The sequence below is a fragment of the Bradyrhizobium diazoefficiens genome, assembly GCF_016616235.1.
Lineage (GTDB): Bacteria > Pseudomonadota > Alphaproteobacteria > Rhizobiales > Xanthobacteraceae > Bradyrhizobium > Bradyrhizobium diazoefficiens_H.
On record NZ_CP067100.1, the window covers coordinates 7,185,944 to 7,211,994 of the forward strand.

The following is a 26,051-nucleotide window of genomic DNA, read 5'->3' on the forward strand; positions in this document are numbered from 1 at the left end:
ACATCATGCGCAGTGCTGGTCATCATTTCCTCCCGTGTCAGATTTTTGCTCTTTGCGGCTCTATTGCCGAATTACGTCGCGTAGCGACGCTCGAGTTCGTCATAGTGGCTCTTCCGGACCAGACGCTGCCGCTCGGCGAAGCTCGTCACGAGGGCACCGTCCTCATCCATGCGCCCGTCCCGGACCAGAGCCCCCAGTGCGTTCTGCATTCCCAGGATGGCGCCCTGCAACGCCACATTCGCATAAAGCACCATGGCAAAGCCGATCTCCGCCAATTCGGCCTGGTCAAAGATCGGCGTTCGGCCACCGACCACAAGATTGACCAACTGCGGGACCGGCAGCGAGGCGGGAATCCGTCGAACCTCGTCCTCGCTCTCCGGCGCTTCGATGAAGATCAGATCGGCACCAGCCTCGACATAAAGCGAGGCCCGATCGAGCGCGGCCTGGAAACCTTCGGTCGCGCGCGCATCTGTGCGGGCGATAATCAGGAGTTCATTGGATCGGCGGGCATCGACCGCCGCCTTCACCTTCGCGGCCATCTCCTGCGGCGCAACCAGCTCCTTGCCGGCGAAATGACCGCAGCGCTTGGGCATCTTCTGATCCTCGATCTGGACGGCGCTGGCGCCCGCCCGTTCGAGCATGTGAACCGTATGTGCCACATTGACGGCGTTGCCGAAGCCGGTGTCGGCGTCGACGACGAGCGGCAGGTCGGTCACGTTTCGGATTGCCATGGTGTGCTGAACGATCTGCGTCAGATCGACGAAGGACAAGTCGGGAAGCCCGAGCGACATATTGGTCACCCCCGCGCCGGTTACGTAGATCGCCTCGAAGCCGAGATCGGTGATCACGCGGGCGGCCAGCGCGTTGGGCGCACCGGGCACGAGGATGGCTCGCTTCTGTTGCAGCTTTTGCTTGAATGACATTGAGCTCCCTCCGGCATTTCGTGCATTCGCCGCACAAATCACTTGCCAGTTCAAATTGGCCCATCAATGCTGCGAGTCAAATATCTAGATAAGGGCTAATCCATATGTGCCGGATATAGATATGGAGTTGAGACACCTGCGTTATTTCCTCGCGCTTGCCGAGGAACTGAGTTTTACCCGCGGTGCCGAGCGCGTCGGCATCGCGCAGCCGCCATTCTCCCAACGGATTCAGGCGCTCGAGCAGGAGATCGGCGTCAGACTCGTGGACCGAACCCCGCGCCGTGTGGCGTTGACCGAGGCTGGTACTGTCTTCGCGGAGCGGGCGCGCTTCATCCTCTCCCGCATCGAGGAGGCCGTCGTGGTGACGCAGCAGGTCGGGCGCGGCATGTCAGGCCACGTCTGTGTTGGCTTCACGGAGTCAGGCTGCTTTCACCCTGCCGTAACCCGGACCCTGCTCGAATTTCGTCAGGCCTATCCTGCCCTTCACGTCACCTTGCAAGAGAATAAGTCGACCAGTCTCGTGGCCATGATACGGGAGGGTACGGTTGATGCCGCCTTCATCCGACCGCCGTTCGAGGAGGATGAGGTCGTGGCCTATACACCGCTGCTGCACGAGAAAATGGTGGTCGCTGTACCGAAGGGACATCGACTTTCGTCGCGTAAGGCAACAACGCTCGCAGGTCTCGCCGATGAGGTCTTCGTGTTCTATCATCGAGACGTGCGGCCGGGGCTGACCGATGCCGTGATCGCTGCCTGCGAGCGTTCAGGCTTCCGCCCCCGGGTAAGCCAGGAAGCACCGCAACTGACCTCGACCCTGAATCTCGTGGCAGCCGGGCTTGGTGTTGCGATCGTGCCGGAATCCCTGAGGCATCTCAGAGCAAACGACATCGCTTATCTTCGGCTGAGCGGCGACGCGCCGCAGGCGACCCTGGGATTGGCCTCTCGGGCCGATGGGCGATCGGTCGCGCTTGGCAACTTTATCGCTGTCGCGCTCAGGATCGCGCGTGATCACAAAAAAATAGCGACGGACCGATGAGTGCGAGGTGGTCGGGCCTGGGCACAGCCAGCACTGCATGGTTGGCATTACGGTGACAGTGCACTCAATGTGGCTCGCCCAACCAGCCAATTCGGCATGGTTCACAGCCGCGCTGCCGACCTGTTTGAGCGGGATGGCACCGCCGCAGCCTTGTTGTGGCCTGAGATGGGCAACGATCCCTCAAAACTAAAGTGGCCCGCATCAAGCGGGCCACTTTCGTATCGGAACCGGTTAAAATCCGAATTTGGTTGCGGGGATAGGATTTGAACCTATGACCTTCAGGTTATGAGCCTGACGAGCTACCGGGCTGCTCCACCCCGCGTTAAACCGTTGCAAGCCTTCAGCAAAATCCCGGGGACGATGAGGTGACGCCGGCGCTGTTCGCGTGGCTTGCTTCAACCGTCCCAAAGGCTTCCTTGGAAGGCAACCCCGGGGCAAAGCCCGTCGGGTGCGGGGCGTATGTAACAAGGCGGGCCGGCTTTGGAAAGGGCCGCGGGAACGTTTTTTTTCGACTTTATGACAGCGCGGCGGACCGGTTTCCGGCCGGTTTGGCCGCTCTTGCCAGAAGTTCCGCGGAGATCCAGCCTCCCGCCTGAGGGTGAGAATTTGGGTGAGGGCCAGACGCTCGCCGCCCTCGCCCGTCATTGCGAGCGCAGCGAAGCTCTCGCAAATTCCGGCCTCTCCCCGCACGCGGGGAGAGGCGAAGGCGCGCTCAACTCAGCAGGAAACCGCCGTCGACAGTGACGACGCTCCCAGTCATGTAGCGCGACGCCTTTGAGGCGAGCAGCAGGATCGCGCCATCGAGATCGGACTCGGCGCCGATGCGGCGCTGGGGGATGCGTTTGGCCAGACGCTCTCCTGCCGGAGTCGACCAGAACGCGTGGTTCATCTCGGTGTCGATGTAGCCGGGCGCGAGCGCGTTGATCCGAATGTTCTGTCCGGCGAGCTCCAGCGCCATCGCTTTGGTCGCCTGGAGGATGCCGGCCTTGGAGATCGCATAAGGCGACAGCGCCTTGAGCACGCCGGTGCCGAGCACCGAGGCGATGTTGACGATGTTGCCGTCCTGCTTGCGCGCGATCATCCGCCGCGCCACTTCGGTCGCGAGGAAATAGGCGCCCTTCAGATTGGCGCCGATCACGGCGTCCCAATCGGCCTCGGTCTGCTCGGTCGCGAGCTTCTCGATGGCGATGCCGGCATTGTTGATCAGCACCGTGACCGGGCCGAGCGCGGCTTCCGCGGCATCCACGGCCTTCGCGATCGAGGCGGTGTCAGTGACGTCGAGCGCGACTGCGGCGGCGCGCCCGCCCTTGCCGCGGATCTCCTCCTCCAGGCTCCTGAGCTTGTCGGTCTGGCGCGCGGCGAGCGCGACAGCCGCGCCATGCGCCGCCAGAACCCGCGCAAATTGCCGCCCCAGCCCCTGGCTCGCGCCTGTTACGAGGATGGTTTCTTTACTGAGGTCGAATAGGTCTGACATGGCGCGGTCCTCGAGCAATTTCCTTGGGCTTTTGGAGCCATCAATACAGACGATTTTAACGATCTGAAACCGGAATGATCGGTTCGGCGTTCACTCGTTCCATTGAGGCAGGGCTCGGGTCTCATGAACAGTTTTGATCTGGCGGTCTATGCGGCGCTCGCCATTGCGATCGGCTTCGGTTTCAGGACCGGGCTGCTCGGCAGTGCCATAACCATCCTCGCCTATCTCCTGGCCGCGCCGATGGCGGTTGCGCTGATGCCGCTGATCGTGCCGCAGCTTGCCAACAATCCGAATCCGCCGCAGTTTCAGAACTGGATCTGGTTCTTCGGCATCTTCGTGATCGTCGGCATGCTGTTCGGATATATCGGCCGGCTGGCGCTGAGCGACACCATCCGCGAGGCCGGCATCGGCGACCGGCTCGGCGGCGCCGCGCTCGGCGCGATCAGGGTCGGTCTCGTCGCCACAACACTGGTGCTGGTGTTCGATCAGATCGTGCCGTCCAACCGGCAGCCGCCTTTCCTCGCCGGCTCGCAGCTGCGGCCGCTGTTCTCGGCGGTCGGACAGATGGGCTTCAAATCGCTGCCGCCCGAAGCCGCCGCCGCGATCGACCGCCTCAAGCAGGAACGGCGCATCTGATCAGGCGCATTTGCATCGCCGCGCGGGCGCGCATGCATTTTGGTGCGAGCCCGTCCCTTATCAGAGGCTTCGAGGTTGGCTAAAGTCGCCGCCGTCCAAAACCTGCCTGACATTTACGGGAGTGAAACAGTGGATCTTGGGATCAAAGGTCGCCGCGCCATCGTCTGCGCATCCAGCAAGGGCCTCGGCCGCGCTTGCGCCATCTCGCTGGCAGATGCCGGCGTTCACGTTACCCTGACCGCGCGCGGCGCCGAGGCCCTGAAGAAGACGGCCGACGAGATCCGCAAGGCCTATCCCGACGTAACCGTCACCGAGATCGTCGGCGACATCACGACGCCGGCGGGACGGGAGGCCGTGCTGAAGGCCTGCCCCGAGCCGGACATCCTGATCAACAATGCCGGCGGCCCGCCGCCCGGGGATTTCCGCAACTGGACCCGCGACGACTGGATCAAGGCGATCGACGCCAACATGCTGACCCCGATCGAGCTGATCAAGGCAACCGTCGACGGCATGATGGCGCGCAAGTTCGGCCGCATCGTCAACATCACGTCGGCCGCGGTGAAGGCGCCGATCGACATCCTCGGCCTCTCGAACGGCGCGCGCGCCGGCCTCACCGGCTTCATCGCCGGCCTGTCGCGCAAGACCGTGATCAACAACGTCACCATCAACGGCCTGCTGCCGGGGCCGTTCGAGACCGATCGCCTGACCGGCACCGCCAAGGCGGAAGCCGATAAGCGCGGCACGACACCCGAACAGATCCTGGCCGAGCGCGCCAAGCTCAATCCGGCCGGCCGCTTCGGCCAGCCCGACGAGTTCGGCTATGCCTGCGCCTTCCTCTGTGGCGCCAAGGCCGGCTTCATCACCGGGCAGAATATTTTGCTGGATGGTGGCGCCTTCCCGGGCACGCTCTGAGGATCTGCTTCTCCCCGCTCTCGCGGGCGGGACATCTCGCCCGCAGCCCATCCTTCGAGGCGCCCGCCTGCGGCGGGCCCTCAGGATGAGGGCGGAGTATGCGGCAGCAATTCTAGCGAGCGCCAATGCTGCTCAGCCTCATCCTGAGGAGACCGCTGGAAGCGGTCGTCTCGAAGGAAGAGGCGTGCGGCGAGGCATTGCCGCAAGTCACATGCGATAGCCCTCGCTCTTGCGGGGAGGCAAGTTCATTCACCGCTTGGTGATCTCGTCCTCGTCCCGCTCGCTGGGATCGGACGAATCGGCCGTCGTGCGCTCGTCGGTCCAATCGATGCCGAACTCGTCGAGCCCGTCCGCGAGCAGATCGCCCAGCATCGGCTCGCCGAGCAGGTATTGCACCGTCTCGTGCCGGGGCTTGCGATATTCGCCGCGCACTTCCACGGCGCGGGCGCGCAAATCGTCCCAATCATCGAGCGTGCCGTCGCCGCGACCGAGCCACGTCAGCGCGACGAGATCGACCTGCTCGTCCTCGTTCAGGGCCGCGATGAAGCTGCGGAGCTCGCTGCCCACGGGATCGGAGCCGTTGTCCTCGAGAACATCGACCGCGTCGTCATCGGTCGGATTCGAGCCGGACTCCGGATCGGAGTCCAATTCCTTGACGTCGAATTCGCGCGCCTTCTCGATGATGAAGGCGACCTTGTCGGCGGAAATGGCAAGCTCTGGCATGGGCTCCCCTTGGTGGTTCCGGTTCCTTCGATAACGCAACATCACGACAGATGATCCATTGCGCTTCGAGCCGGAAAATGCGCATCTTTCGGCACCAAACAAGAACATGGGGCACACCGCATGCGCTGGACGGTCGGCAGGGTCAAAATCACCAGGATCGTGGAATTGGAGACGGTCGGCTCGACCCGCTTCATCCTGCCGCTGGCGAGCAACGCGGAAATCCAGAAGCTGCCCTGGCTGATCCCGCACTTCGCCACCGAAGAGGGCCGGCTGAAAATGTCGATCCATTCGCTGGTGGTGGAGACGCCGGCGCGCCGTATCGTCGTCGACACCGGCCTTGGCAACGACAAGCAGGGCCGCAGCGTCCCGACCTGGAATCATCGTAGCACGCCGTTTCTGGAGACCATGATTGCGGCAGGCTTTCCCCCTGACAGCATCGACACCGTGCTGTGCACGCATCTTCACGTCGATCACGTCGGCTGGAATACGAAGCTGGTGGACGGCAAATGGGTGCCGGCCTTTCCGAACGCGCGCTACGTCTTCGGCCGCATCGAATACGAGCACTGGCGCGACCATTCCACCGCGCCGGACAAGGCGGCGGTTTTTGGCGATTCCGTACAGCCGATCGTCGATGCCGGCAGGGCCGATCTGATTCCGGGCGACCATCGGCTCTCTGACGAGATCAGCATGATCCCGACCCCGGGCCACAGCCCCGGCCATATGAGCATTTTGATCCAGTCCGACGGCGAACAGGGGTTGCTCACCGGCGACGTCGCCCACCATCCCTGCCAGATGGCGCATCTCGATTGGTCCTCGACTGCGGATTCCGACCAGGCCCAGTCGGCCGCGACGCGGCGCGAATTGTTCGCCCGGTTTGCCGATACGCCGACGCTGGTGATCGGCGGGCATTTTTCGGCCGGGCATATCAAGCGGGCCGGCGATGCGTTCAGGTTCGAGGCGTTGGGGTGACGACGTCGACCCTCATGGTGAGGAGCGCGTCTTCGCGCGTCTCGAACCATGAAGGCCCCACTGTGGCGCGGGCCATCCTTCGAGACGCCCGCCTTCGGCGGGCCCTCAGGATGAGGGGGTGTAATGCGGAAACGCACGCCTTCGAGCGGTTGAATTTCCCGCCGCCCTGTTCCATGAAGCTATTTAACCGATCGGTCCATCTCAGGGAGAAACGAGAATGAAGCTAGTTCGTTATGGCGAAAAGGGTGCGGAAAAGCCCGGCCTGATCGACAAATCCGGCCAATTGCGCGACCTGTCCGCGCATCTGAAGGACCTGACCGGCGACGCCTATTCGCCCGAGTCCTTGAAGAAGCTCGCCGCCCTCGACCCCGCCTCGCTGCCGGCCGTCACCGGCAAGCCGCGCCTCGGCGCGCCGGTCACTGGGATCTCGAAATTCGTCGCGATCGGCCTCAATTACAGCGACCACGCCAAGGAGACCGGCGCTGCGATCCCGAGCGAACCGATCATCTTCATGAAGGCGAACACGTCGCTGTCCGGCCCGAACGACGCGGTCGAGAAGCCGCGCGGCTCGACCAAGCTCGACTGGGAGGTCGAGATCGCCGCCATCATCGGCACCCGCGCCAAGTATGTGTCGGAAGCCGACGCGCTGAACCATGTCGCCGGCTATTGCGTCTGCAACGACGTCTCCGAACGCAACTTCCAGACCGAGCGGCTGGGCCAATGGACCAAGGGCAAGTCGCACGACACGTTCGGCCCGCTCGGGCCGTGGCTTGCCACCAAGGACGAAATCAAGGACGTGCAGAACCTGTCGATGTGGCTCGACGTCAACGGCCAGCGTCGCCAGACCGGCTCGACCGCGACCATGATCTTCTCGATGGCCAAATGCGTGTCCTATGTCTCGCAGTTCATGACGCTGCTGCCGGGCGACATCATCACCACGGGCACCCCGCCCGGCGTCGGCCTCGGCATGAAGCCGCCGACCTTCCTCAATGTCGGCGACGTCGTGACGCTCGGCATCGAGGGCCTCGGCGAGCAGAGGCAGGAGATCGTGGCGGCGTAAGGTCATCGCCCTCATCCTGAGGAGCGCGCAACGCGCGCGTCTCGAAGGATGCGCCACAAGCACGGTCGCCCGGCGTTCACGCCGGGTGACGAGAGAACACCTCCCCGCTGCCATCCTTCGAGACGCGCGCCGAGTGGCGCGCTCCTCAGGATGAGGACCATCTGTCTGGATAGAGGTTATTTCCGATGAAACTCTCGTTCTCCCAAGCCTCTCCGTTCGCCCGCAAGGTGCGCATCGCCGCCATCGAGCTCGGACTGATCGACAAGATCGAATTGATGCCGGCCACCGTGGCGCCGGGCACAGCCAACGAGGACTATTCGCGCATCACACCGCTGAAGAAGCTGCCGGTGCTGATCACCAATGACGGCGACGTGATTCTGGATTCCTACGTCATCGTCGAATACCTCAACGAGATGGCCGGCGGCAGCCTGATCCCCGATTACGGCCCGCGGCGCTGGAAGGCCAAGACCAATCACGCGCTGATCAACGGCATGCTCGATTCCATGCTGCTGTGCCGCTATGAGAAGATGGTGCGGCCGCAGGGCCTGCAATGGCAGGCCTGGTCGGACGATCACTGGAACCGGGCCTGGACCGGCATGGCGCGCTTCGAGAACATGCCTGACGTGCTGAACGGCCCGTTCGACATCTCGCAGATCGGCCTTGTTTGCGTGCTCGGCTATGCCGACTTCCGCTTCGCCGATTGCGGCTGGCGCAAGGCCTATCCGAAGCTCGACGCCTTCCATCAGAAGATGCTGGAGCGGCCCTCCGTGAAGATCTCGGTGCCGCCGGCGACTTAGTTTGAGCATGATCTTTTCGGAAAACCGCTCCACACTTTGCGCTAACGCGGCCCTCCGGGTCCGGATCATGCGGTAATCGCGGGAGTTCTCATGAGCCTAGAATACGCGGCCGGCGATCTCACCATCCACCGCGTCATCGAGCAGGAAACCAGCTTCCTGCCGGCGCTGGACATGCTCCCCGGACTGTCGGCCGAGGTGCTGGCCGAGAACCGCGCATGGATGCGGCAGGCCAAGGCGCTCGACGACAGCGATGTGCTGCTGCTTTGCTTCCAGTCCTATGTGGTCAAGACGCCGCATCATACCATCCTTGTCGACAGCTGCATCGGCAACGACAAGCCGCGGCCGCGACCGAACTGGAACATGAAGACCGACGACACCTACCTGCGCGCACTCGGCGCCGCCGGCTTCTCCGTCGACGACATCGATTTCGTGATGTGCACCCATCTGCATGTCGATCACGTCGGCTGGAATACGCGGCTCGAGAACGGTCGCTGGGTGCCGACCTTCCCCAAGGCACGCTATGTGTTCGCGAAGACTGAATTCGACTATTGGTCCGAGCAGAACGCGAAGGCGGAGGTGCCGCCGTTCGCGGACAGTGTACTGCCGGTGGTCGAGGCAAAACGCCACGAAATCGTCGGCAATGACCACCAGATCGGCGATCACGTCCGCATCCTGCCGACCCCGGGCCACACGCCGGGCCATGTCGCCTTCGCCTTCGGCCGCGGCAAGGACGATGCCGTGTTCTCCGGCGACCTCATGCACTCGCCGATCCAAACCCTCTACCCGGAGATATCGGTGAAGTTTGACGTCGATCCCGCGCAGTCGGCGAAAACGCGCCGCAGCTTTCTGGAGCGCTATTGCGACACCGAGACGCTGTGCTGCACCGCGCATTTCCCCTCGCCGTCGGTGGGGAAGATCCGGCGCAAGGGCAACGGCTTCGTCTGCGCGGCGGTGTGATTTGGCGCCGGCCGTGCCGCGAACTCCCATCCTCCCCTGGAGGGGGAGGATCGGTTCGCATGCAGCGAAGCGGAATGCGAACCGAGGTGGGGTGACGGTCTCTCCTCATCCAATACTGCCCGTGCTGAGAGATCACCCCACCCCGCTCGCGCTGCGCGCGATCGACCACGGGCGAGCTACGCTCGTCCCGGACCCCTCCAGGGGAGGGTGACAACGGCCTCACGGAGGAAACGATGACAGCGCTCCCCGAAATCCCCCTGCCCGCCGGCATCCGCTCGCGTTACGTCGACGGCGTCAACGGCTTGCGCATGCATGTGCTGGAAGCCGGCTTCGAAACCAGGGGCCGCCCCTGCCTCCTGCTGCTGCACGGCTTTCCGGAGCTCGCCTTCTCCTGGCGCAAGGTGATGCCCGCACTCGCCGATGCTGGTTATCACGTGATCGCGCCCGACCAGCGCGGCTATGGCCGCACCACCGGATGGAGCGCTGACTACGACGGCGATCTCACGCCGTTCTCGCTGCTCAACCTGGTGCGCGATGCGCTCGCCCTGGTATCGGCGTTCGGCTACAGGCAGGTTGATCTCGCCGGACATGATTTCGGCAGCCCGGTCGCGGCCTGGTGCGCGCTGATCCGGCCCGACGTGTTTCGTTCGGTGACGCTGATGAGCGCGCCGTTCGGCGGAGCGCCGCCGCTGCCATTTGGCACGGTCGACGCACCGGCGAAGCCGCCGATCGAAGACCCCGTGCATCGCGAGCTCGCGGCCTTGCCGCGCCCGCGCAAACATTATCAATGGTACTATTCGACACGCGAAGCGAATGACGACATGCAGCATGCGCCGCAGGGCGTGCATGATTTCCTGCGCGCCTATTATCATCACAAGAGCGCGGACTGGACCGGCAATAAGCCTTATCCGCTGAAATCATGGTCGGCCGGTGAGCTGGCAAAGCTGCCGACCTATTATGTGATGGACCTCCACGAGACCATGGCCGAGACGGTTGCGAAGGAGATGCCCTCGCCCGCCGCAATCGCCGCCAATCGCTGGCTGCCGGACAACGAGCTTGCCTATTACAGCGCCGAATACGCCCGCACCGGATTTCAGGGCGGGCTGCAATGGTACCGCTACGGCACCTCGGGCATGCTCAACAACGAGATGCAGCTGTTTGCGGGACGCAGCATCGACGTGCCCTCCTGCTTCATCTCGGGCAAGCAGGATTGGGGCACTTATCAGCGCCCCGGCGTGTTCGAGGCGATGCAGGGGCGCGGCTGCACGAACCTGCTGGGCTGCCATCTCGTCGACGGCGCCGGCCATTGGGTGCAGCAGGAGCAACCCGCCAAGGTGAGCCGGTTGCTGCTCGACTTCCTGGCGAAGGCTAGAGCCGCCTGATTTGACCCAGAACCACGGCGTCCTATATAGTTTAGAATTATTCTAAACTATGCAGACGGGGCCGCCGTGAAGAATTTTGCCGATTTGACCGAGCGTGAGGTGCTGGCGGTCGCGATCTCCTCCGAGGAGGAGGACAGCCGCATCTACGTGACATTCGCCGAGGACCTGCGCGAGCGTTACCCGGACACGGCAAAAATCTTCGAGGAGATGGCCGAGGAGGAGCGCGGCCACCGGCACCGGCTGCTGAAGCTCTACGAGGAGCGGTTCGGCCAGCATCTGCCGCCGATCCGCCGCGAGGACGTCAAAGGCTTCCTGCGCCGGCGCCCGATCTGGTTGACGAAAAACCTGCCGCTCGACACGATCCGCAAAGAGGTCGAGACCATGGAGCTCGAGGCCGAGCGCTTCTACGCGCGCGCCGCCGAGCAGGCCGAGGATGTCGGCGTGCGTCGCCTGCTCGGCGATCTCGCCGAGGAAGAGAAGCACCACGAGAACCGCGCGGCAGCGCTCACCGACGAGATCCTCAAACCCGACGTGCGCGCCGAGGAAGACCGCACCCGGCGAAGGATGTTCGTGCTGCAATATGTGCAGCCCGGCCTTGCCGGCTTGATGGACGGATCGGTCTCGACCCTGGCGCCGCTGTTCGCGGCCGCCTTCGCCACGCACCAGAACTGGCAGACATTCCTGGTCGGCCTTGCCGCCTCGATCGGCGCCGGCATCAGCATGGGCTTTGCCGAGGCGCTGTCCGACGACGGATTGCTCAGCGGACGCGGCTCGCCCTGGCTGCGCGGTCTCACCTGCGGCTTGATGACGGCGCTCGGCGGTCTCGGCCACACCGCGCCCTATCTCGTGCCCGACAGCTGGCCCAACGCGTTCTGGATCGCGACCGCGATCGCCGGCGTCGTCGTGTTCTTCGAACTCTGGGCGATCGCCTTCATCCGCTCGCGCTACATGGACACGCCGTTCCTCCAGGCCGTGTTCCAGATCGTGCTCGGCGGCGTCATCGTGCTGGCGGTGGGGATCTTGATCGGGGCGGCGTAGGCGGTAATGAAGCGTCTTGCATCCGCCGTCGCTGCCGCGAGCCTCGCCGCATGCGGCGCACAGCTTCCAACCCTGATCGACCTCGATTCTTGACGCGAGCAAGCACATGACGGCCCGACTGCACTACGGCACGCCTGCCAAGGTCTTCCACTGGCTCATCGTCGCACTGCTGGCCGTGCAATACCCGATCGGATGGCTCATGCCCGATTTGCACCGCGGCATGGCGCCCGGCGCCCCGATGACATTTCATGTATCGTTCGGGATCACGGTCCTCGCCCTGACCGCCATCCGCCTGGTCTGGCGGCTCACTCATCCGGTCGCGCCGGAAAGCTCTCTGCCTGCCTGGCAGCGATTGAGCTCGGAAGTCGTGCACTGGCTGCTCTACGCGCTGGTGCTCGCGACCACGCTGTCCGGCTGGCTGTTCGCGTCCTTCCGCGGCTGGTCTATGTCGTTCTTCTACCTCGTGCCGCTCCCGATGCTGGCGTCCGACAACGCCGCCGCCGGAAGAACAATCGACGGCCTGCACCAGGCCATGGAGCTGGCACTGCTGGTCACGATCGGCATTCACGTCGCCGCCGCGTTGGCGCACATCTTCGTCTATCGCGATCGCGTGATGCAACGGATGCTACCGGGATAGTTTTCCGCATGGCAATCGCCATCAAACGGCAGTTGCGGCCCTCCGCCAAACTGCGCATCATCCCTCCAGTGAAGCGCAGGAGCATGTCGTGGCCAAATCGGAATGGAGTTTCAAGAGCGCGGTCGAGCTGTCGGCCGCGTTGACCGCAAGGAAGGTCTCGGCGGTCGAGCTCACGCAGGATGCGATCGACCGCATCGAGCGACACGACGGCAAGATCAATGCGATCTGCGTGCGGGATTTCGATCGCGCGCTGAGTGCGGCGCGTGACGCCGACGCCGCATTGGCGCGCGGCGAGCGCAAGCCGCTGCTCGGCCTGCCCATGACCGTAAAAGAATCCTACAATGTCGCCGGCCTGCCGACCACCTGGGGCATCCCCGCGCAGAAGGATTTCATCGCCAAAGAAGACGCGCTGCCGATCACGCGGGTGAAGGATGCCGGCAGCATCGTCATCGGCAAGACCAACGTGCCGCTCGGGCTTGGCGACTGGCAGAGCTACAACGACATCTACGGCACCACCAACAACCCTTATGATCTCGGCCGCACGCCGGGCGGCTCCTCCGGCGGCTCCTCGGCCGCCCTCGCCGCAGGCTACAGCCCGCTGTCGATCGGCTCGGACATCGGCGGCTCGCTGCGCGTGCCGGCGTTTCACTGTGGCATCTATGCGCACAAGCCGACCTTCAACCTCGTCGCGATGCGCGGCCATGTCGCGCCGCCGGCGCCGCCGCTGCCGTTCGAGCGCGATCTCTCGGTGATCGGTCCGATGGCGCGCAGCGCTGCCGACCTCTCGCTGCTGCTCGACGTCATGGCCGGGCCCGATCCGATCGAGGCGGGCATTGCCTACAAGCTCGAGCTGCCCGCTGCGCGGCACGCCGCGTTCAAGGACTTTCGCGTGCTGGTGATCGACACCGATCCGGTGCTGCCGACCGACACGGCGGTGCGGGGCACCATCAACACGCTCGCGGACAATCTGGCCAGGGCCGGCGTCAAGATCGAGCGCAGCAGCCCAGTGCTGCCGGACTTCGCGGCATCGTCACGGCTCTATATGCGCATGCTGATGTCGTTCCTCGCCGCAAGTTTTGCGCCTGATGTGTATGCCAATGCCAAGGCCGCCGCCGCCGCGCTCCCTGAAAGCGACAACAGCCTGGCGGCGGAGCGGCTGCGCGGCGCCGCGCTGAGCCATCGCGATTGGGTGATCGCGAACGCAGGGCGCACGCGGCTGCGCGCACAATGGCGGGAACTGTTCAAGACATATGACGCGGTGATCTGCCCGATCATGCCGACGCCGGCCTATCCGCACGACCATCTGCCCGACCAGGAGCAACGGCGGATCAAGATTGACGGCAAGGAGCATGTCTATCCCGACCAGCTCGCCTGGCCCGGCATCGCCACACTTCCCGGCCTGCCCTCGACCGCGATCCCGACCGGCTTTGCGCCGGACGGACTGCCTGTGGGCGTCCAGATCGTCGGCCCCTGGCTGGAGGACCGCACGCCCTTGAAGCTCGCCGAGCTGATCGAGCGCGAGTTCGGCGGCTTCGTGCCGCCGAAGATGTTTGACGATTGATGCCGCGCCCCCTCCGCTGTCATGCCCCGGCTTGGCCGGGGCATCCAGTACTCCGCGGCGAGCGTTAGTTCACACAACTGCCGCCGCGGAATACTGGATCGCCCGCCTTCGCAGGCGATGACATTTCTTTTGGAGCGACAATGGCGGCCGCGAGCACCAGCGTCAGCTATCGAACACAATCACACTGCGCAGCGTCTTGCCGGCTTTCATGTTGGCAAAGCCCTCGTTGATCTCGGAGAGCTTCAGCTTGGCCGAAATCCAGTCTTCCAGGTGCAGCCGGCCACGAAGATAAAAGTCGACCAGGCGCGGCATGTCGACGCGAAAGTGGTTGGAGCCCATCGAGGAGCCCTGGATCCGGCGCTCCCTGAGGAAATCGAAACCGTGCAGCTCGATCTTCTGGCCGAACGGGATCATGCCGACGATGGTGGCGGTGCCGCCGGAGGCGAGCATGGCGAAGGCCTGCTCGGCGGTCTCCTTGCGGCCGAGCACTTCGAAGGAGTGCTGCACGCCGCCATTGGTGAGATCGCGGACCTGCTTCACGACGTCGCCGTCGGCCGGATTGACGATGTCGGTCGCGCCCAGCTTGGTCGCGAGCTGGAGCTTGGCCGGATTGGTGTCGATGGCGATGATGCGGCCGGCACCGGCGATCTGCGCGCCGTTGATCGCGGCCATCCCGACGCCGCCGCAGCCGATCACCGCCACGGTCTCGCCGGCCGTCACCTTCGCGGTGTTCACCACCGCGCCATAGCCGGTGATGACGCCGCAGCCGATCAGCGCGGCGAGATCGAGCGGCATCTCCTTCCTGATTTTGACGATCGCGTTCTCGTGCACCAGCATCTGCTCGGCGAAGGACGACAGGTTGAAGAATTGGTGCAGCTTCTCCGGTTTCGACCACTGCATCCGGTCGGAGACCCCCGGCAGCATCTTCACGGTCGTGTCGGTGCAGAGCACGGTGCGGCCCGTGGTGCAATTGTCGCAGGTGCCGCAGAATACGGACAGGCAGGTGACGACGTGGTCACCGGGCTTTACGTAGGTGACGTCGGAGCCGACCTGCTCGACGATGCCGGCGGACTCATGGCCAAGCACCGCGGGCAGCGGATGCGGATAGAGCCCTTCCATGAAATGCAGGTCGGAGTGACAGAGCCCGGCGACCGCCGTGCGGATCAGCACCTCGCGCGGGCCAGGCTTCGGCAGGCTGACATCCTCGATCACGAGCGGCTGGTTGACTTCATGGAGGACAGCGGCCTTCATCGATGTTTCCTCGTTGTTTTTGTTTCGTTGTGTGCGGCTCTTCACCTCTCCCACAAGGAGAGGTGAAGAGCCTACGCTGCCAGAACCAGTTCGCCAACCTCGCTCATCCCGGCATCGCGATCACCGAGCAGCAGTGCTGCGATCTTCGCCTGCGCGGCATTTTCCGTCAGCCGGAACGGATCGGTCGGCGCCACGCGATGGTCAATCACGAGCCGCGACAGCAGCAGGCGGCGCGCATCGCCGCGCATGGCGTGGATGCGATGCGCTTCCCAGGCCAGCGCCACCGCGCTTGCAACGTGATAGAACAGGCTGGTGGCGCGACGCGCGTCGGCTTCGTTCTCCGACTTCCCTGCGACTTCGCGCGCAAAGCCGACGGCACGATCGGCGAGCCCGCGCAATTTATCGCGCCAGACCTGCGGCACCGAGGCGCTGTCGTCGAGCCGCGCATGCAGATCGGCCGCCAGCGCAGATTCGGCGCCGTGGCGGCCGACCGCGCGGCGGAGCGCATCGATCGCCACGATGTTGCCAGTGCCCTCCCAGACCGAGCCGAGATGCGCATCGCGGAGTAACCGGGGTGTCGCGAATTCTTCGATATAGCCGATGCCGCCGCGCATCTCGAGCGCATCGCCGCAGACCTTTCGCGCATCGCGCGTGGCGCGGAATTTCAGTGTCGGGGTGAGGATGCGCAGCAGCGCCGCGGCATCCTGGCTGCCGGCCTCGGCACGGTCGAGCGCGTCGGCAGTGAGGAAACTCATCGACAGCGCCTGCTCGACCGGCAGCATGATCTTCAGCATCTGGCGCCGGCCGAGCGGCAGGTCGATGATGCGGCTGCCGAACACGACGCGGTTCTTCGCCACCGTCATCGCGTCGTGATAGGCGCGGCGCATCAGCGCCGTGGATTTGACGCCGTTGGAGAGCCGCGACGAGTTCACCATCTCGGCCATCTGCACGAAGCCGCGGTCGAGCTTGCCAACCGCGTAGGCGATCGCGCCTTCAAGCTTGATCTCGCCCGAGGCCATCGAGCGGGTGCCGAGCTTGTCCTTCAGACGCACGATCCGGTAGTGGTTCTGCGCGCCGTCATCGAGGAAGCGCGGCATCAGGAACAGGCCGACGCCGCGCGTGCCGGGGCCGGCGCCTTTGGGGCGCGCCAACAGCATCACGACCTTGGCGTCCGCGTTCGAGCAGAACCATTTTTCGCCGTGGAGGCGCCAATGGTCGCCCTCCTGCACCGCCGTCGTCATGAGGGTGCCGACGTCGGAGCCGCCTTCCTTCTCGGTCATGAACTGGCCTCCTTGCGTCAGCTTGCTCATGTCGGTCTGGGTGAGACCGTCGAGATACTTTTCCTTCAGCGCCTCGCTGCCGAAATTCGCAAGCAGCTTTGCGCAGCCGTCGGTGACGTTGATCGGACAGCCCATGCCGAATTCGGTCTGGTTGAACAGGAAGGTGAAGGCGTGCTTGGCCACGACCGGATATTTGTCCGGCCAGCCCATGATGCCCTTGCGGATCGACAGCGCGTGGATGCCGAATTCGCCGAACGCGGCATTCTCCAGCTCGCGATAGGCCGGGTGATATTCGATCCACTGCACGTCGCGGCCGAACTTGTCGCGCTGGTGCAGCACCGGCGTATGCCGATCGGCGAGCCGCGCGCACTCATCGAGCCGTCCTCCCGCAAGCTGGCCGAGGCGATCGAGATGCGGCTCGATGTGACGGAACAGATTGTCCGACAGATGGATGCGAAGCAGATCCGTCAACGCGGGATCTGCGCGGTAGAAGTTCATGCCCGTTGTATCGGGCGCCAGCAGGCCGGATGGCTCGGCCGCGACACGGTTTGGCTGCGCGGTGACCGGCTTGTGCATGATCGTCCTCTTCGTTTCCGCCCGGCGGCAATTCTTATCGCTTGCCGCGTTGAATGATGTCGATCATGCTCCAGGCGCAAGGGCGGATAAAGCCGCAAATTGTCAGGGAGGCATGATCGCCCTGAAAGAGCAATTCGCTCTGCGGAATTGTGATCAGGCCGACCGGCGCTCCGGCTGGTTGTCCGTAGGGACCATGCATAGATCAGCGGCTTCCCGTCCCAAGAGATCACGCCAGAGATCACACCATGGAACATCCGAAATACAAGATCGCCCTCATCGTCGGCGCCGGCGAAGGCCTGAGCGCCTCGCTGGCGCGGCTGTTGTCCGCGAAAGGAATCCGCGTCGCGCTGGCCGCACGCAAGGTCGAGAAGCTGGGCGCGCTCTGCACCGAGACCGGTGCGAAAGCCTATGCCTGCAACGCCGCCGAGCCTGACGAGGTCGAGCGCCTGTTCGGCCTCGTCGAGCGCGAGATCGGCACGCCCGACCTCGTCGTCTACAACGCCAGCGGCCGCTCGCGCGGTCCCTTCGTCGACCTGGTCCCGGCCGACGTCGCGAACGCAATCGCAGTCAGCGCCTATGGCGGTTTCCTGGTGGCGCAGCAGGCCGCCAAACGCATGCTGCCGAACCAGCACGGCGCGATCCTGTTCACCGGCGCGTCCGCCAGCGTCAAGGGCTATGCGCAGTCCGCGCCGTTCGCGATGGGCAAGTTCGCGCTGCGCGGTCTCGCCCAAAGCATGGCGCGCGAACTCTCGCCGCAAGGCATCCATGTCGCGCATTTCGTCATCGACGGCGGCATCCGCAGCGCGGCGCGCGGCGAACCAGCCGACAAGCCGGATTCGATGCTCGATCCCGATGCCATTGCGGAGAGCTACTGGAACGTATTGCAGCAGCCGCGCAGCGCCTGGAGCTGGGAATTGGAGCTGCGGCCCTGGGTGGAGAAGTTTTGAGACGATAATGTCACAATAACCGTCATTGCGAGGAGCAAAGCGACCAATCCAGACTATTTCCGCGGAGACGTTCTGGATTGCTTCGCTTCGCTCGCAATGACGGGAAAAAGGGAGGCGACATGACCACGGAAACCACCATCGACACTGGCACCAGCGAACTGCTCTGCGTCATCCGCGACCGCGTCGCGGTGATCACGCTGAACCGGCCGGAGGCGCGCAATTCGCTGTCGGACACGCTGACGCCGGCGCTGCGTACGATGATCCGGAGCTGCGGCGAAAGCCCGGATGTCGGCGCGCTGCTCATCACCGGCGCGGGCCAGGCGTTCTGCGCCGGCGGCAACGTCAAGGGCATGGGCGCGCATCGCGACCCGAAGAAGCTCGAAATGTCCTTTGACGAGAAGGTCGCCGATCTCCAGGAGCGGCAGCGGCTGCTCACCGGCGCGCTGGTGTCGGTGCGCAAGCCGACCATTGCCGCCCTGCCGGGTCCCGCGGTCGGCGCCGGCCTCGCCATCGCCATGGCCTGCGACATCCGCATCGCTGCGCAATCGGCGTTCGTCGCCACCGGCTATGCCCGCGTCGCGCTGTCAGGCGATTACGGCATCGCCTGGCTGCTGACGCGGCTCGTCGGCACCGCGCGGGCGCGCGAATTAATGTTCACCGGCGATCGCGTCGATGCCGCGCGGGCCGAGGCGATCGGCCTCGTCAACCGCGTCGTCCCCGACGACAAATTGCAGACTGAGGCTTTCGCGCTGGCAAAGTCGCTCGCCGAAGGCCCGCGCCTCGCGCTGCGCTACATGAAGGACAATCTCGACGAGGCCCTGCTGTTCGACTTCGAGACCGCCCGCGACCACGAAGCGGAACGGCTGGTCCGCCTCACCACGACGGCCGACCACAAGGAGGCGGTGCAGGCTTTCATCGAGAAGCGCAAGGCGGTGTTCACGGGGAAGTAGGACGCGCCCATGCTCAAGGACAGGCAGACCTAACCGGCTGTCATTCCGGGGCGATGCGCAGCATCGAGCCCGGAATCCATTGGACCGCAAGACGCGCGGTGAAATGGATTGCGGGTTCGCGCTACGCGCGCCCCGGAATGAACCACTGGCGGAAAAAAAGCCCGGCTCTGGCTTGGCCAGGCCGGGCTCGGAGTGGTGTCAGGCCGAGGCTGAGGGGCTTGCGGCCTGACGGGAAAGGGCGGCGAGGCGCCAGCTGGCGCAGGGAATGTCCTTCGGCGCGACGTCGATCTCCTTGTCGAAGCGCACCAGCTTCCAGTCGTCAGGATGATTGATGAAGGCGAAGCCGGATTTGCGCGCGAGCGAGATCATGGTTTCATTGGAGCGCAGCGTCTCGCCGAACATGTGCTCGGCGCCGAGCGCGGCGGCGCGGCATTCCAGATTCTTCATCAGCGCGGTGGCGATGCCGTGGCCCTGCCAACGGTCGCCGACCGAGAGGCCGAACTCGAGCGTCAACGTCTCGGCATGAAGGGCATAGCGCGCTTCGGCGACAATGGTCTCGAAATCATCGACCATCATGGTCGCAACCACCGTGAAGCGGTCGTGCGCTCCAATGTCGAGAAATTCGCTCAGCAGGCCCTTCGGCAATTCGCTGATCGCGCCAAAGAAGCGGTTGTAGCGGGAGCGGGTCGAGAGCGAGCGGAAATAGTGCTGGAACTCCTCGGTGTCGCGCGGCTCGACGAAGCGGAGGTTGAGGGCCTCGCCCTGCCGGGTGCGCAGCGCATCCCGATGTTGCTTGAGGTCGTCCAGGCGGAGGGTGCTCATGACACGTGCCCCAAAAGGACCGGGCAAAAAGGACCGCCGGCGCCCCTGTTTAGGCGGCGCCGGCCTGGCGGCCAATCAGGCCCGCCAGAAGGGTTTTTCAGCCTCGAAGGCGATGTCGGTCCAGGACACGCCTACATCCTGGAGATCGCGGGCGGTCCAGTTGCTGAGCTCGCGGCGGGTGCGGTAGCGCTCGTGCCAGACATGAAGCGTCTCACTGACCTGCTGGATCAGGCCGGGTGCATGATGATTTGTCATTGAATTCTGGGTCAGCGTAGACATTTTCAGCTCCTCGAGCTAACTTGACCGCTAATATCTGCCTGTGAGTGCGCTGCGACAAACGACAATTTGTACCTTTTCGCATGAAATAAGCTCATGCATCCTGCTGCCAGATGACTGCCAGATTGCCCTCCCTGAACGGATTGCGGGCGTTCGAGGCCGCCGCGCGCCATCTCAGCTTCACGCTGGCGGCGAGCGAGCTGAACGTGACGCAGACCGCGATCAGCCATCAAATCCGCCGGCTCGAGGAGGAGCTCGGCATCCGCCTGTTCATCCGGCAGAACCGCGCGCTGGCCCTGACGCCGGAGGCCCGCGACTACCTCCCGGGCGTCCGCGCCGCCTTCAACGACCTGCGCCTTGCCACCGACCGCCTGCTGCGCAAGGACGACGACAAGGTGCTGACGGTCTCGACCCTCGCTTCGCTCGCGGCCAAATGGCTGCTGCCCCGGCTAACCGATTTCCAGGAGCAGCATCCCGGCATCGACGTCCGCATCACGACGTCGACCAGCCTCGTCGACTTCCAGCGCGACAATGTCGACGCCGCGATCCGCTATGGCCGCGGTCAGTGGCCGGGCCTGCGCGCCGACTGGTTGATGGCCGACGAGCTGTTTCCGGTGTGCAGCCCGTCACTGCTGCGCGGCGACAAGCCGCTCCGGCAACCCGAGGATCTCCGCGGCTACCCGCTGCTGCACACCTCCAACGCCAATAGCGACGACTGGCGGCTGTGGCTGACCGCGGCGGGCCTGCCGTCCGATATCGCCAGGCAGCCCGGCATCACCTTCGACATGATCTTCATGACCATCCAGGCCGCGATCGACGGCATCGGCGTGGCGATGGGACGGACGTCCTACGTCCAGGACGATATCGCCAAGGGCCGGCTGGTCGTGCCCTTCAAGATCGCGCTGCCGGCCGATGCCGGCTTCTACCTGGTCGCGCCGGAAGGCCGCCGCGAGGCGCCGAAGCTCGCCGCGTTCCGCCAATGGATCGTCGCTGCAACGCAAAATAAGACCTGAAAATCATCAGCTTCCGCGGCAAATTCAATTGACTCCCAGCGTTTCGCGCGGGAAGGGGTACGGCAGATTGTCGCAGCATCAATCTGTCGCCTTGCCGTGAAATCAGTTCCGGTCCGGCCACGTCTTGAAGGGGAGCAACGCCATGGCTGGACCAGCAACCAATCCGCCCGCAATCAAGTCGCGCATCGGCGCGATCCTGCGCGCCACATCGGGCAATTTCCTCGAGCAGTTCGACTTCTTCCTGTTCGGCTTCTATGCCGCCGCGATCGGCAAGGCGTTCTTCCCCTCGACCAACGAGACCGCCTCGCTGCTCAACACCTTCGGCGTGTTCTGGCTCGGCGCCCTGATGCGGCCGGTCGGGGCGATCGTGCTCGGCGCCTACATCGACCGCATCGGCCGCCGCCAGGGCCTGATCGTCACGCTCGGCATCATGGCCATCGGCACGGTCGTGATCGCGTTCTGCCCGAGCTATGCGACCATCGGCATCGCGGCGCCGGTCATCGTGCTGATCGGTCGTCTGCTGCAAGGCTTCTCCGCCGGCGTCGAGCTCGGCGGCGTGTCGGTATATCTCGCGGAAATCTCGACGCCCGGCAATCGCGGTTTCTACACCTCGTTCCAGTCCTCGAGCCAGCAGGTCGCGATCTTCGTGGCTTCGATCCTCGGCTATCTCCTCTCCGAGGTGATGCCGGCCGACACCGTGGCCGCCTGGGGCTGGCGCATTCCGTTCTTCGTCGGCTGCCTGATCATTCCCCTGATCTTCTTCCTGCGGCGGACGCTGGAGGAGACGCCGGCGTTCCTCGCGATGAAGAAGCATCCGACCGCAAGCGAAGTGTTCGCCTCCGCGCTCGCCAACTGGCGCATCGTGCTCCTCGGCATGATGATCGCGATCCTGACCACGACGACGTTCTATTTCGTCACGGTGTACACGCCGACCTTCGGCAAGACCGTGCTGAAACTGTCGACGCAGGATGCGCTGCTGGTGACGCTGCTCGTGGCCGTGACCAACTTCATCTGGAATCCGGTCGGCGGCGCATTGTCCGACCGGATCGGCCGCAAGCCGGTGCTGATCGGCATCGCCACGTTGTCACTGCTCACCGCCTATCCGGCGCTGAGCTGGCTGGTGGCTGCGCCGACGTTCGGCAAGCTGCTCACCGTCGAGATGATGTTCTCGTTCTATTTCGGCATGTACAGCGGCACCATGCTCGGCGCGCTGGTCGAGATCGTGCCGGCGCATGTGCGCACGACCTGCTTCTCGCTAGCCTTCGCGCTCGCGGCCGCCCTGTTCGGCACGTTCACGCCGTTCGCCTCGACCCTGCTGATCGGCTACACCGGCAACAAGGCCGCGCCCGGCGTCTGGCTGATGTTCGCGGCCGTGCTCGGCATCATCGCCGCGCTGATCGTCTATCGCGGCGGCGGCAAGGCGGTGCCGACGTATGATCCGGTGGCGGAGCCGGTGGCGGGGCTTTGATGTCGGTGTCGTTCCGGGGCGATGCAAAGCATCGAACCCGGAACCTCGAGATTCCGGATTCCGTCCTGCGGACCGCCCCGGAATGACAGCGGGGACTACAACTCCACCACCACGTAATCGCTCTCGACCTTCACCGGGATCGTCTCCGCAACATACGGGCCCTTCACCACGCTCGCGCCGGGCTCGACATGGGCCGGATAGGCCTTCACGCGGAAGCGGCGGGGATCGCAGTAGGACTGGCCGGTGCGGATGTCGAACTCCCAGCCGTGCCAGGGGCAGCGGATGATCTCGCCGAGCTTGGTATATTCGATCTCGCCGGGGTCCTTCGATTGCGCGAGGCCGATCAGCGGGCCCTCGCACAGGGCCGCGCCCTGATGCGGGCAGCGATTCATCAGGCCGAAATATTCGCCTTTGATGTTGAAGACCGCGATCGGCCGTCCGTCGATCTCCAGGAATTTTCGCGTGCCGGGCGGCATTTCGTCTACCGGGGCGATGACATGTCTTGCCATCAGGAAATGCCGTACAGCTTCTTCGCATTGCCGAGGTAAAACGCCTCCCGATTGGCTTCGCTCACGCCGGCCGGCAAGACACGCGACGGCTCGTCATAGTCCCAATGCGGATAGTCGGTGGCGAACAAGAGGCGGTCCCAGCCAATCCACTTGATGACGTCGAACAGATCTTCGCGCCGCTCCGGGTCTTCCATCGGCTGCGTCGTCCACCACACCTGCTCGCGGATATATTCCGACGGCGGGCGCTTGACGTGCGGCACCTCGCTGCGCAGCCGCTGCCAGGTCTTGTCGAGCCGCCAGGCCAGCGACGGCGCCCAGCCGAAGCCGGCCTCGATCATCACCATCTTCAGTTTCGGGAAGCGCTCGAACACGCCTTCCAGCACGAGGCTGGCCAGTGCCGATTGCTGGCACTGCGAATGGCCGACCATCTCCTCGATGTAGTAGCTCGGCCAGCCCGACGGCGTGATCGGATTGCCGCCGAAGCCGAAGGCGTGCACGCCGACCGGAAGTCCCGCCTCTTCCGCAGCCTGGTAGATCGGCCAGTAGCGGCGCTGCCCGAGCGGCTCGACATTGCGGCTGAGCAGCAGCACCTGGACAAAATTCTTGTCGCCGGCGCGTTCGCGGATCTCGGCGGCGGCGGACAGCCCGTCCTCGTTGCCGACGACGATGGACGCCTTCAGCCGTTTGTCCTTGCTGGTCCATTTGTCGATCTGCCAGTCGTTGATCGCCGAGCACAGCGCAGCCGAGAGCTCGTGGTTGCGGATGCCCTGCCCGGTGTTGAGCGGGTTGAGCACGCCGAGTTGCACGTTGTTGGGATCGAGCAGCTGCTGCTGCATGAAGGAGAGCGAAGAGCCCTGTGGACCGCCTTCCGGCGGATAGGCGTCGCGGCGCGAGGCGTTGGGCTGGGCTTTTGGATAGGGCGGGCCTTCCATCATGCCCTGATAGGCATGGACACCGTAGACTTCGAGGTGATGCTGCCAGCGTTTGGCGAGATAGGGATAAAGCTCGGTGCGGGTGGCGCGTGCCGGATGGATGTCGCAGTCCGCAATCGCGGTCTTTGTCGTCAGGGGGGAAGCGGCTTCTTGGCTCTCGCGGAACTGGATATTCATCGCCTTGCCTCCTTTGGCAGCGGGCTCACGTCAGGCGGGGATAGGTTGCATGCGGATTATCGATCATGATCTTGCGCACGAGATCGGGGGACAGACCCTCCGGCAGCGCGTCCTGGCCGTCAAACTGCCAGTGCGGATAGTCCGTGGAGAATAGGACCAATTCGTCCGACTGCATATGCTCAAACAGGCGAATTAATGTCTCAGGTTCCGACGGCGCATCAAATGGCTGCAACGAGAAGCGGATGTTGCTGCGCACAATGTCGAGCGGCGCGCGATCGACCCAGGGCGTCTCCATCCGCACCCCGCGCCAGAACTTGTGCAGGCGCCAGAGATAAGGCGAGATCCAGGACACGCCGGATTCCAGCATCACCATTTTCAGCCGCGGATATTTGGCGAACACGCCCTCGACGATCAGGCTGGTGAGCTGCGTCTGGAACGCCTGGGCCTGACCGACATAATCCTCGATGTGATAGGAACCCCACCCCACAGCAGTCGGTGGATTGTGATAGGCGGAACCGGCGTGGATGCCGACGGCAAGTTCCAAGCGTTCCGCGGCCTCATAGATCGGCCATAGCGCCCGCTTGCCAAGCGGGATGTCGCCCATGACAAGCATCAGCACCTGCACCAAGCGCTTGTCCGGTGCGCAGCGCTCGATCTCGGCGACTGATTTCTCGACGCTCTGCGTCGGGATCACGATCGAGCCGCGCAGCCGAGAATCGCGATCCAGCCACTCCTTCACAAGCCAGTCGTTCAGCGCGCGGCAGAAGGCCGCCTGCATGTCCTCCGAAAACACCATCTGCACGCCATAGAGCGGATTGCAAATGGCAAGGTCGAGCTGGAAGGGATCGAGCACATGGCGCTGCATGTCCTCAAGGCTTTCGCCCGGCTTGCCCTTCTCGGGCCGCCAATCGGGGCGCGCCACGATCGGCGAATTCTGCGGATAGGATTGCGAGACAAGGTCGACCATGCCGCGGGTCGTCACCTGATCGCGCCAGTAGTCGTTCAGGTACGGCAGCAGGCTTGTCAGATGCGGCACGGCCGGATGCACGTCGCAATCCACCCCACCGGCGATCAGGGACGCCATCACGTCTCCCTTCTCACGCTTCTTCGCATGTCTCTTCTTGTCTGCCATTGAAGCAGGCCTGCCCGCCGCCTGCAACTCAGGCAAAGCTTCTGTCATATGCTAGGAAGGCTTAGCTCAGTTGCGAAGGCATGAGGGGTCAAAGGGATGAAAGAGCTCATCGGCATTGCCGAACAGGTTGCCGCCAAACTGATCGCGCGCAAACAGACCATTGCTGTCGCCGAATCCTCCGCCGGCGGCCTGATCGCGGCGAGCCTGCTCGCCGTACCTGGCGCGTCCGCCTATTTCCTCGGTGGCGCGGTCGTTTACACCCGCGACGCGCGGCGCGTGCTGATGGATATTTCGGATGAAGCAATGAAGGACCTCCGCTCCTCGTCGGAGCCCTACGCGAAACTGCTCGCCGAGCGGATGCGCAGCCGCTTCAGCTCGGACTGGGGCCTCTCCGAGACCGGCGCAGCCGGCCCCACCGGCAACCGCTACGGCGATGCCGCCGGTCACAGCTGCATGGCAGTCGCCGGCCCCGCGACGGAGGTGATGACGCTGGAGACGGCGAACGGCGACCGGTTCGCGAACATGCAGGTGTTCGCGACGACGGCGATGCGGCTGTTGCTGAGGAAGCTGGAGGAGTGATCCCGCTGCACCGCTCAAGTGAGTCGGGACAGCT

At 64.4% G+C, this 26,051-nt stretch carries 26 protein-coding genes and 1 tRNA gene; 16 read left to right on the plus strand and 11 right to left on the minus strand.

From position 1 onward, the window contains the following. Positions 1–71: 71 nt before the first annotated feature. Complete coding sequence (locus tag JJB99_RS33830) at positions 72–977, minus strand: isocitrate lyase/PEP mutase family protein (protein ID WP_246775096.1); 906 nt, start codon at positions 975–977, stop codon at positions 72–74. A gap of 67 nt (positions 978–1,044) precedes the next feature. On the opposite strand from JJB99_RS33830, the gene JJB99_RS33835 reads away from it, so the two are divergent. Continuing rightward, positions 1,045–1,959: a LysR family transcriptional regulator gene (locus JJB99_RS33835; protein WP_200496426.1), complete on the plus strand. Its 915-nt coding sequence runs from the start codon at positions 1,045–1,047 to the stop codon at positions 1,957–1,959. A 245-nt stretch (positions 1,960–2,204) separates the two neighbouring features. Here JJB99_RS33835 and JJB99_RS33840 read toward each other — a convergent pair. Both JJB99_RS33840 and JJB99_RS33845 read right to left on the minus strand, forming a co-directional pair. Then, positions 2,205–2,281, minus strand: a tRNA-Met gene (locus tag JJB99_RS33840). Positions 2,282–2,671: 390 nt separating this feature from the next. Then, entirely contained in the window at positions 2,672–3,433 is a 762-nt protein-coding gene (locus tag JJB99_RS33845) for an SDR family oxidoreductase (RefSeq protein WP_200496427.1), read from the minus strand. A gap of 123 nt (positions 3,434–3,556) precedes the next feature. On the opposite strand from JJB99_RS33845, the gene JJB99_RS33850 reads away from it, so the two are divergent. Further along, on the plus strand, positions 3,557–4,069 hold the full coding sequence (locus tag JJB99_RS33850; RefSeq protein WP_200496428.1) for a CvpA family protein: 513 nt from the start codon (positions 3,557–3,559) through the stop codon (positions 4,067–4,069). A gap of 129 nt (positions 4,070–4,198) precedes the next feature. Beyond that, the gene (locus tag JJB99_RS33855; protein ID WP_200496429.1) at positions 4,199–4,981 is read left to right on the plus strand and encodes an SDR family oxidoreductase; all 783 of its coding nucleotides are present in this window, start codon (positions 4,199–4,201) and stop codon (positions 4,979–4,981) included. A gap of 249 nt (positions 4,982–5,230) precedes the next feature. Here JJB99_RS33855 and JJB99_RS33860 read toward each other — a convergent pair whose 3' ends face one another. Then, on the minus strand, positions 5,231–5,704 hold the full coding sequence (locus tag JJB99_RS33860) for a DUF3775 domain-containing protein (protein ID WP_200496430.1): 474 nt from the start codon (positions 5,702–5,704) through the stop codon (positions 5,231–5,233). A 120-nt stretch (positions 5,705–5,824) separates the two neighbouring features. On the opposite strand from JJB99_RS33860, the gene JJB99_RS33865 reads away from it, so the two are divergent. The 8 genes from JJB99_RS33865 to JJB99_RS33900 all read left to right on the plus strand — a co-directional run bounded on the left by JJB99_RS33865 (position 5,825) and on the right by JJB99_RS33900 (position 14,105). After that, positions 5,825–6,673 carry an MBL fold metallo-hydrolase gene (locus JJB99_RS33865; protein ID WP_200496431.1) on the plus strand — a complete coding sequence of 283 codons (849 nt, stop codon included), beginning with the start codon at positions 5,825–5,827 and terminating at the stop codon, positions 6,671–6,673. A 217-nt stretch (positions 6,674–6,890) separates the two neighbouring features. Then, the gene (locus JJB99_RS33870; protein WP_200496432.1) at positions 6,891–7,733 is read left to right on the plus strand and encodes a fumarylacetoacetate hydrolase family protein; all 843 of its coding nucleotides are present in this window, start codon (positions 6,891–6,893) and stop codon (positions 7,731–7,733) included. A gap of 185 nt (positions 7,734–7,918) precedes the next feature. Then, positions 7,919–8,530, plus strand: coding sequence for a glutathione S-transferase family protein (locus JJB99_RS33875; protein WP_200496433.1), 612 nt, complete (start codon positions 7,919–7,921; stop codon positions 8,528–8,530). Positions 8,531–8,620: 90 nt separating this feature from the next. Next, positions 8,621–9,487: an MBL fold metallo-hydrolase gene (locus JJB99_RS33880; RefSeq protein WP_200496434.1), complete on the plus strand. Its 867-nt coding sequence runs from the start codon at positions 8,621–8,623 to the stop codon at positions 9,485–9,487. A gap of 233 nt (positions 9,488–9,720) precedes the next feature. After that, positions 9,721–10,869: an alpha/beta hydrolase gene (locus tag JJB99_RS33885; RefSeq protein WP_200496435.1), complete on the plus strand. Its 1,149-nt coding sequence runs from the start codon at positions 9,721–9,723 to the stop codon at positions 10,867–10,869. A gap of 66 nt (positions 10,870–10,935) precedes the next feature. Next, complete coding sequence (gene mbfA, locus JJB99_RS33890; RefSeq protein WP_200496436.1) at positions 10,936–11,907, plus strand: iron exporter MbfA; 972 nt, start codon at positions 10,936–10,938, stop codon at positions 11,905–11,907. A gap of 106 nt (positions 11,908–12,013) precedes the next feature. Beyond that, a complete protein-coding gene (locus tag JJB99_RS33895) occupies positions 12,014–12,544 on the plus strand; it encodes a cytochrome b (RefSeq protein ID WP_200496437.1) in 531 nt (176 codons plus the stop codon). An 88-nt stretch (positions 12,545–12,632) separates the two neighbouring features. Continuing rightward, positions 12,633–14,105 (plus strand): amidase, encoded by a 1,473-nt coding sequence (locus JJB99_RS33900; RefSeq protein WP_200496438.1) that lies wholly within the window; start codon positions 12,633–12,635, stop codon positions 14,103–14,105. A gap of 162 nt (positions 14,106–14,267) precedes the next feature. Here the strand turns inward: JJB99_RS33900 and JJB99_RS33905 are convergent, their stop codons facing one another. Next, entirely contained in the window at positions 14,268–15,356 is a 1,089-nt protein-coding gene (locus tag JJB99_RS33905) for a Zn-dependent alcohol dehydrogenase (protein ID WP_200496439.1), read from the minus strand. Between the two features lie 71 nt (positions 15,357–15,427). Beyond that, positions 15,428–17,212: an acyl-CoA dehydrogenase family protein gene (locus JJB99_RS33910; protein WP_200496440.1), complete on the minus strand. Its 1,785-nt coding sequence runs from the start codon at positions 17,210–17,212 to the stop codon at positions 15,428–15,430. Between the two features lie 245 nt (positions 17,213–17,457). Here JJB99_RS33910 and JJB99_RS33915 point away from each other — a divergent pair, with 245 nt between their 5' ends. Together JJB99_RS33915 and JJB99_RS33920 are read left to right on the plus strand one after the other, a co-directional pair. After that, positions 17,458–18,159 carry an SDR family NAD(P)-dependent oxidoreductase gene (locus JJB99_RS33915; protein WP_200496441.1) on the plus strand — a complete coding sequence of 234 codons (702 nt, stop codon included), beginning with the start codon at positions 17,458–17,460 and terminating at the stop codon, positions 18,157–18,159. 119 nt (positions 18,160–18,278) lie between these two features. Next, positions 18,279–19,109: an enoyl-CoA hydratase gene (locus JJB99_RS33920; protein ID WP_200496442.1), complete on the plus strand. Its 831-nt coding sequence runs from the start codon at positions 18,279–18,281 to the stop codon at positions 19,107–19,109. Between the two features lie 198 nt (positions 19,110–19,307). Here the strand turns inward: JJB99_RS33920 and JJB99_RS33925 are convergent, their stop codons facing one another. Then, positions 19,308–19,931: a GNAT family N-acetyltransferase gene (locus JJB99_RS33925; protein ID WP_200496443.1), complete on the minus strand. Its 624-nt coding sequence runs from the start codon at positions 19,929–19,931 to the stop codon at positions 19,308–19,310. A gap of 75 nt (positions 19,932–20,006) precedes the next feature. Continuing rightward, positions 20,007–20,210: a DUF1127 domain-containing protein gene (locus tag JJB99_RS33930; RefSeq protein WP_200496444.1), complete on the minus strand. Its 204-nt coding sequence runs from the start codon at positions 20,208–20,210 to the stop codon at positions 20,007–20,009. A 110-nt stretch (positions 20,211–20,320) separates the two neighbouring features. Here JJB99_RS33930 and JJB99_RS33935 point away from each other — a divergent pair, with 110 nt between their 5' ends. Beyond that, the gene (locus tag JJB99_RS33935; protein ID WP_200496445.1) at positions 20,321–21,220 is read left to right on the plus strand and encodes a transcriptional regulator GcvA; all 900 of its coding nucleotides are present in this window, start codon (positions 20,321–20,323) and stop codon (positions 21,218–21,220) included. A gap of 142 nt (positions 21,221–21,362) precedes the next feature. After that, positions 21,363–22,688 carry an MFS transporter gene (locus JJB99_RS33940; RefSeq protein ID WP_200496446.1) on the plus strand — a complete coding sequence of 442 codons (1,326 nt, stop codon included), beginning with the start codon at positions 21,363–21,365 and terminating at the stop codon, positions 22,686–22,688. 95 nt (positions 22,689–22,783) lie between these two features. Here the strand turns inward: JJB99_RS33940 and JJB99_RS33945 are convergent, their stop codons facing one another. The 3 genes from JJB99_RS33945 to JJB99_RS33955 are packed head-to-tail and all read right to left on the minus strand — an operon-like array spanning position 22,784 to position 25,390. Beyond that, positions 22,784–23,197, minus strand: coding sequence for a Rieske (2Fe-2S) protein (locus JJB99_RS33945; RefSeq protein WP_200496447.1), 414 nt, complete (start codon positions 23,195–23,197; stop codon positions 22,784–22,786). After that, a complete protein-coding gene (locus JJB99_RS33950) occupies positions 23,197–24,306 on the minus strand; it encodes an amidohydrolase family protein (RefSeq protein WP_200496448.1) in 1,110 nt (369 codons plus the stop codon). Before JJB99_RS33950 ends, JJB99_RS33945 begins: the two co-directional genes overlap by 1 nt. A 25-nt stretch (positions 24,307–24,331) precedes the next feature. Beyond that, positions 24,332–25,390 carry an amidohydrolase family protein gene (locus JJB99_RS33955; RefSeq protein ID WP_200500427.1) on the minus strand — a complete coding sequence of 353 codons (1,059 nt, stop codon included), beginning with the start codon at positions 25,388–25,390 and terminating at the stop codon, positions 24,332–24,334. 144 nt (positions 25,391–25,534) lie between these two features. On the opposite strand from JJB99_RS33955, the gene JJB99_RS33960 reads away from it, so the two are divergent. Continuing rightward, on the plus strand, positions 25,535–26,017 hold the full coding sequence (locus JJB99_RS33960) for a CinA family protein (RefSeq protein ID WP_200496449.1): 483 nt from the start codon (positions 25,535–25,537) through the stop codon (positions 26,015–26,017). Positions 26,018–26,051 lie beyond the last annotated feature (34 nt).

Excerpts from the sequence above, each read along its gene's own strand:
- JJB99_RS33835 (WP_200496426.1), top strand. The coding sequence starts at position 1,045 with ATGGAGTTGAGACACCTGCGTTATTTCCTCGCGCTTGCCGAGGAACTG.
- JJB99_RS33845 (WP_200496427.1), bottom strand. The coding sequence starts at position 3,433 with ATGTCAGACCTATTCGACCTCAGTAAAGAAACCATCCTCGTAACAGGC.
- JJB99_RS33850 (WP_200496428.1), top strand. The coding sequence starts at position 3,557 with ATGAACAGTTTTGATCTGGCGGTCTATGCGGCGCTCGCCATTGCGATC.
- JJB99_RS33860 (WP_200496430.1), bottom strand. The coding sequence starts at position 5,704 with ATGCCAGAGCTTGCCATTTCCGCCGACAAGGTCGCCTTCATCATCGAG.
- JJB99_RS33865 (WP_200496431.1), top strand. The coding sequence starts at position 5,825 with ATGCGCTGGACGGTCGGCAGGGTCAAAATCACCAGGATCGTGGAATTG.
- JJB99_RS33870 (WP_200496432.1), top strand. The coding sequence starts at position 6,891 with ATGAAGCTAGTTCGTTATGGCGAAAAGGGTGCGGAAAAGCCCGGCCTG.
- JJB99_RS33875 (WP_200496433.1), top strand. The coding sequence starts at position 7,919 with ATGAAACTCTCGTTCTCCCAAGCCTCTCCGTTCGCCCGCAAGGTGCGC.
- JJB99_RS33880 (WP_200496434.1), top strand. The coding sequence starts at position 8,621 with ATGAGCCTAGAATACGCGGCCGGCGATCTCACCATCCACCGCGTCATC.
- JJB99_RS33885 (WP_200496435.1), top strand. The coding sequence starts at position 9,721 with ATGACAGCGCTCCCCGAAATCCCCCTGCCCGCCGGCATCCGCTCGCGT.
- JJB99_RS33895 (WP_200496437.1), top strand. The coding sequence starts at position 12,014 with ATGACGGCCCGACTGCACTACGGCACGCCTGCCAAGGTCTTCCACTGG.
- JJB99_RS33905 (WP_200496439.1), bottom strand. The coding sequence starts at position 15,356 with ATGAAGGCCGCTGTCCTCCATGAAGTCAACCAGCCGCTCGTGATCGAG.
- JJB99_RS33910 (WP_200496440.1), bottom strand. The coding sequence starts at position 17,212 with ATGCACAAGCCGGTCACCGCGCAGCCAAACCGTGTCGCGGCCGAGCCA.
- JJB99_RS33915 (WP_200496441.1), top strand. The coding sequence starts at position 17,458 with ATGGAACATCCGAAATACAAGATCGCCCTCATCGTCGGCGCCGGCGAA.
- JJB99_RS33920 (WP_200496442.1), top strand. The coding sequence starts at position 18,279 with ATGACCACGGAAACCACCATCGACACTGGCACCAGCGAACTGCTCTGC.
- JJB99_RS33925 (WP_200496443.1), bottom strand. The coding sequence starts at position 19,931 with ATGAGCACCCTCCGCCTGGACGACCTCAAGCAACATCGGGATGCGCTG.
- JJB99_RS33930 (WP_200496444.1), bottom strand. The coding sequence starts at position 20,210 with ATGTCTACGCTGACCCAGAATTCAATGACAAATCATCATGCACCCGGC.
- JJB99_RS33935 (WP_200496445.1), top strand. The coding sequence starts at position 20,321 with ATGACTGCCAGATTGCCCTCCCTGAACGGATTGCGGGCGTTCGAGGCC.
- JJB99_RS33940 (WP_200496446.1), top strand. The coding sequence starts at position 21,363 with ATGGCTGGACCAGCAACCAATCCGCCCGCAATCAAGTCGCGCATCGGC.
- JJB99_RS33945 (WP_200496447.1), bottom strand. The coding sequence starts at position 23,197 with ATGGCAAGACATGTCATCGCCCCGGTAGACGAAATGCCGCCCGGCACG.
- JJB99_RS33950 (WP_200496448.1), bottom strand. The coding sequence starts at position 24,306 with ATGAATATCCAGTTCCGCGAGAGCCAAGAAGCCGCTTCCCCCCTGACG.
- JJB99_RS33955 (WP_200500427.1), bottom strand. The coding sequence starts at position 25,390 with ATGGCGTCCCTGATCGCCGGTGGGGTGGATTGCGACGTGCATCCGGCC.
- JJB99_RS33960 (WP_200496449.1), top strand. The coding sequence starts at position 25,535 with ATGAAAGAGCTCATCGGCATTGCCGAACAGGTTGCCGCCAAACTGATC.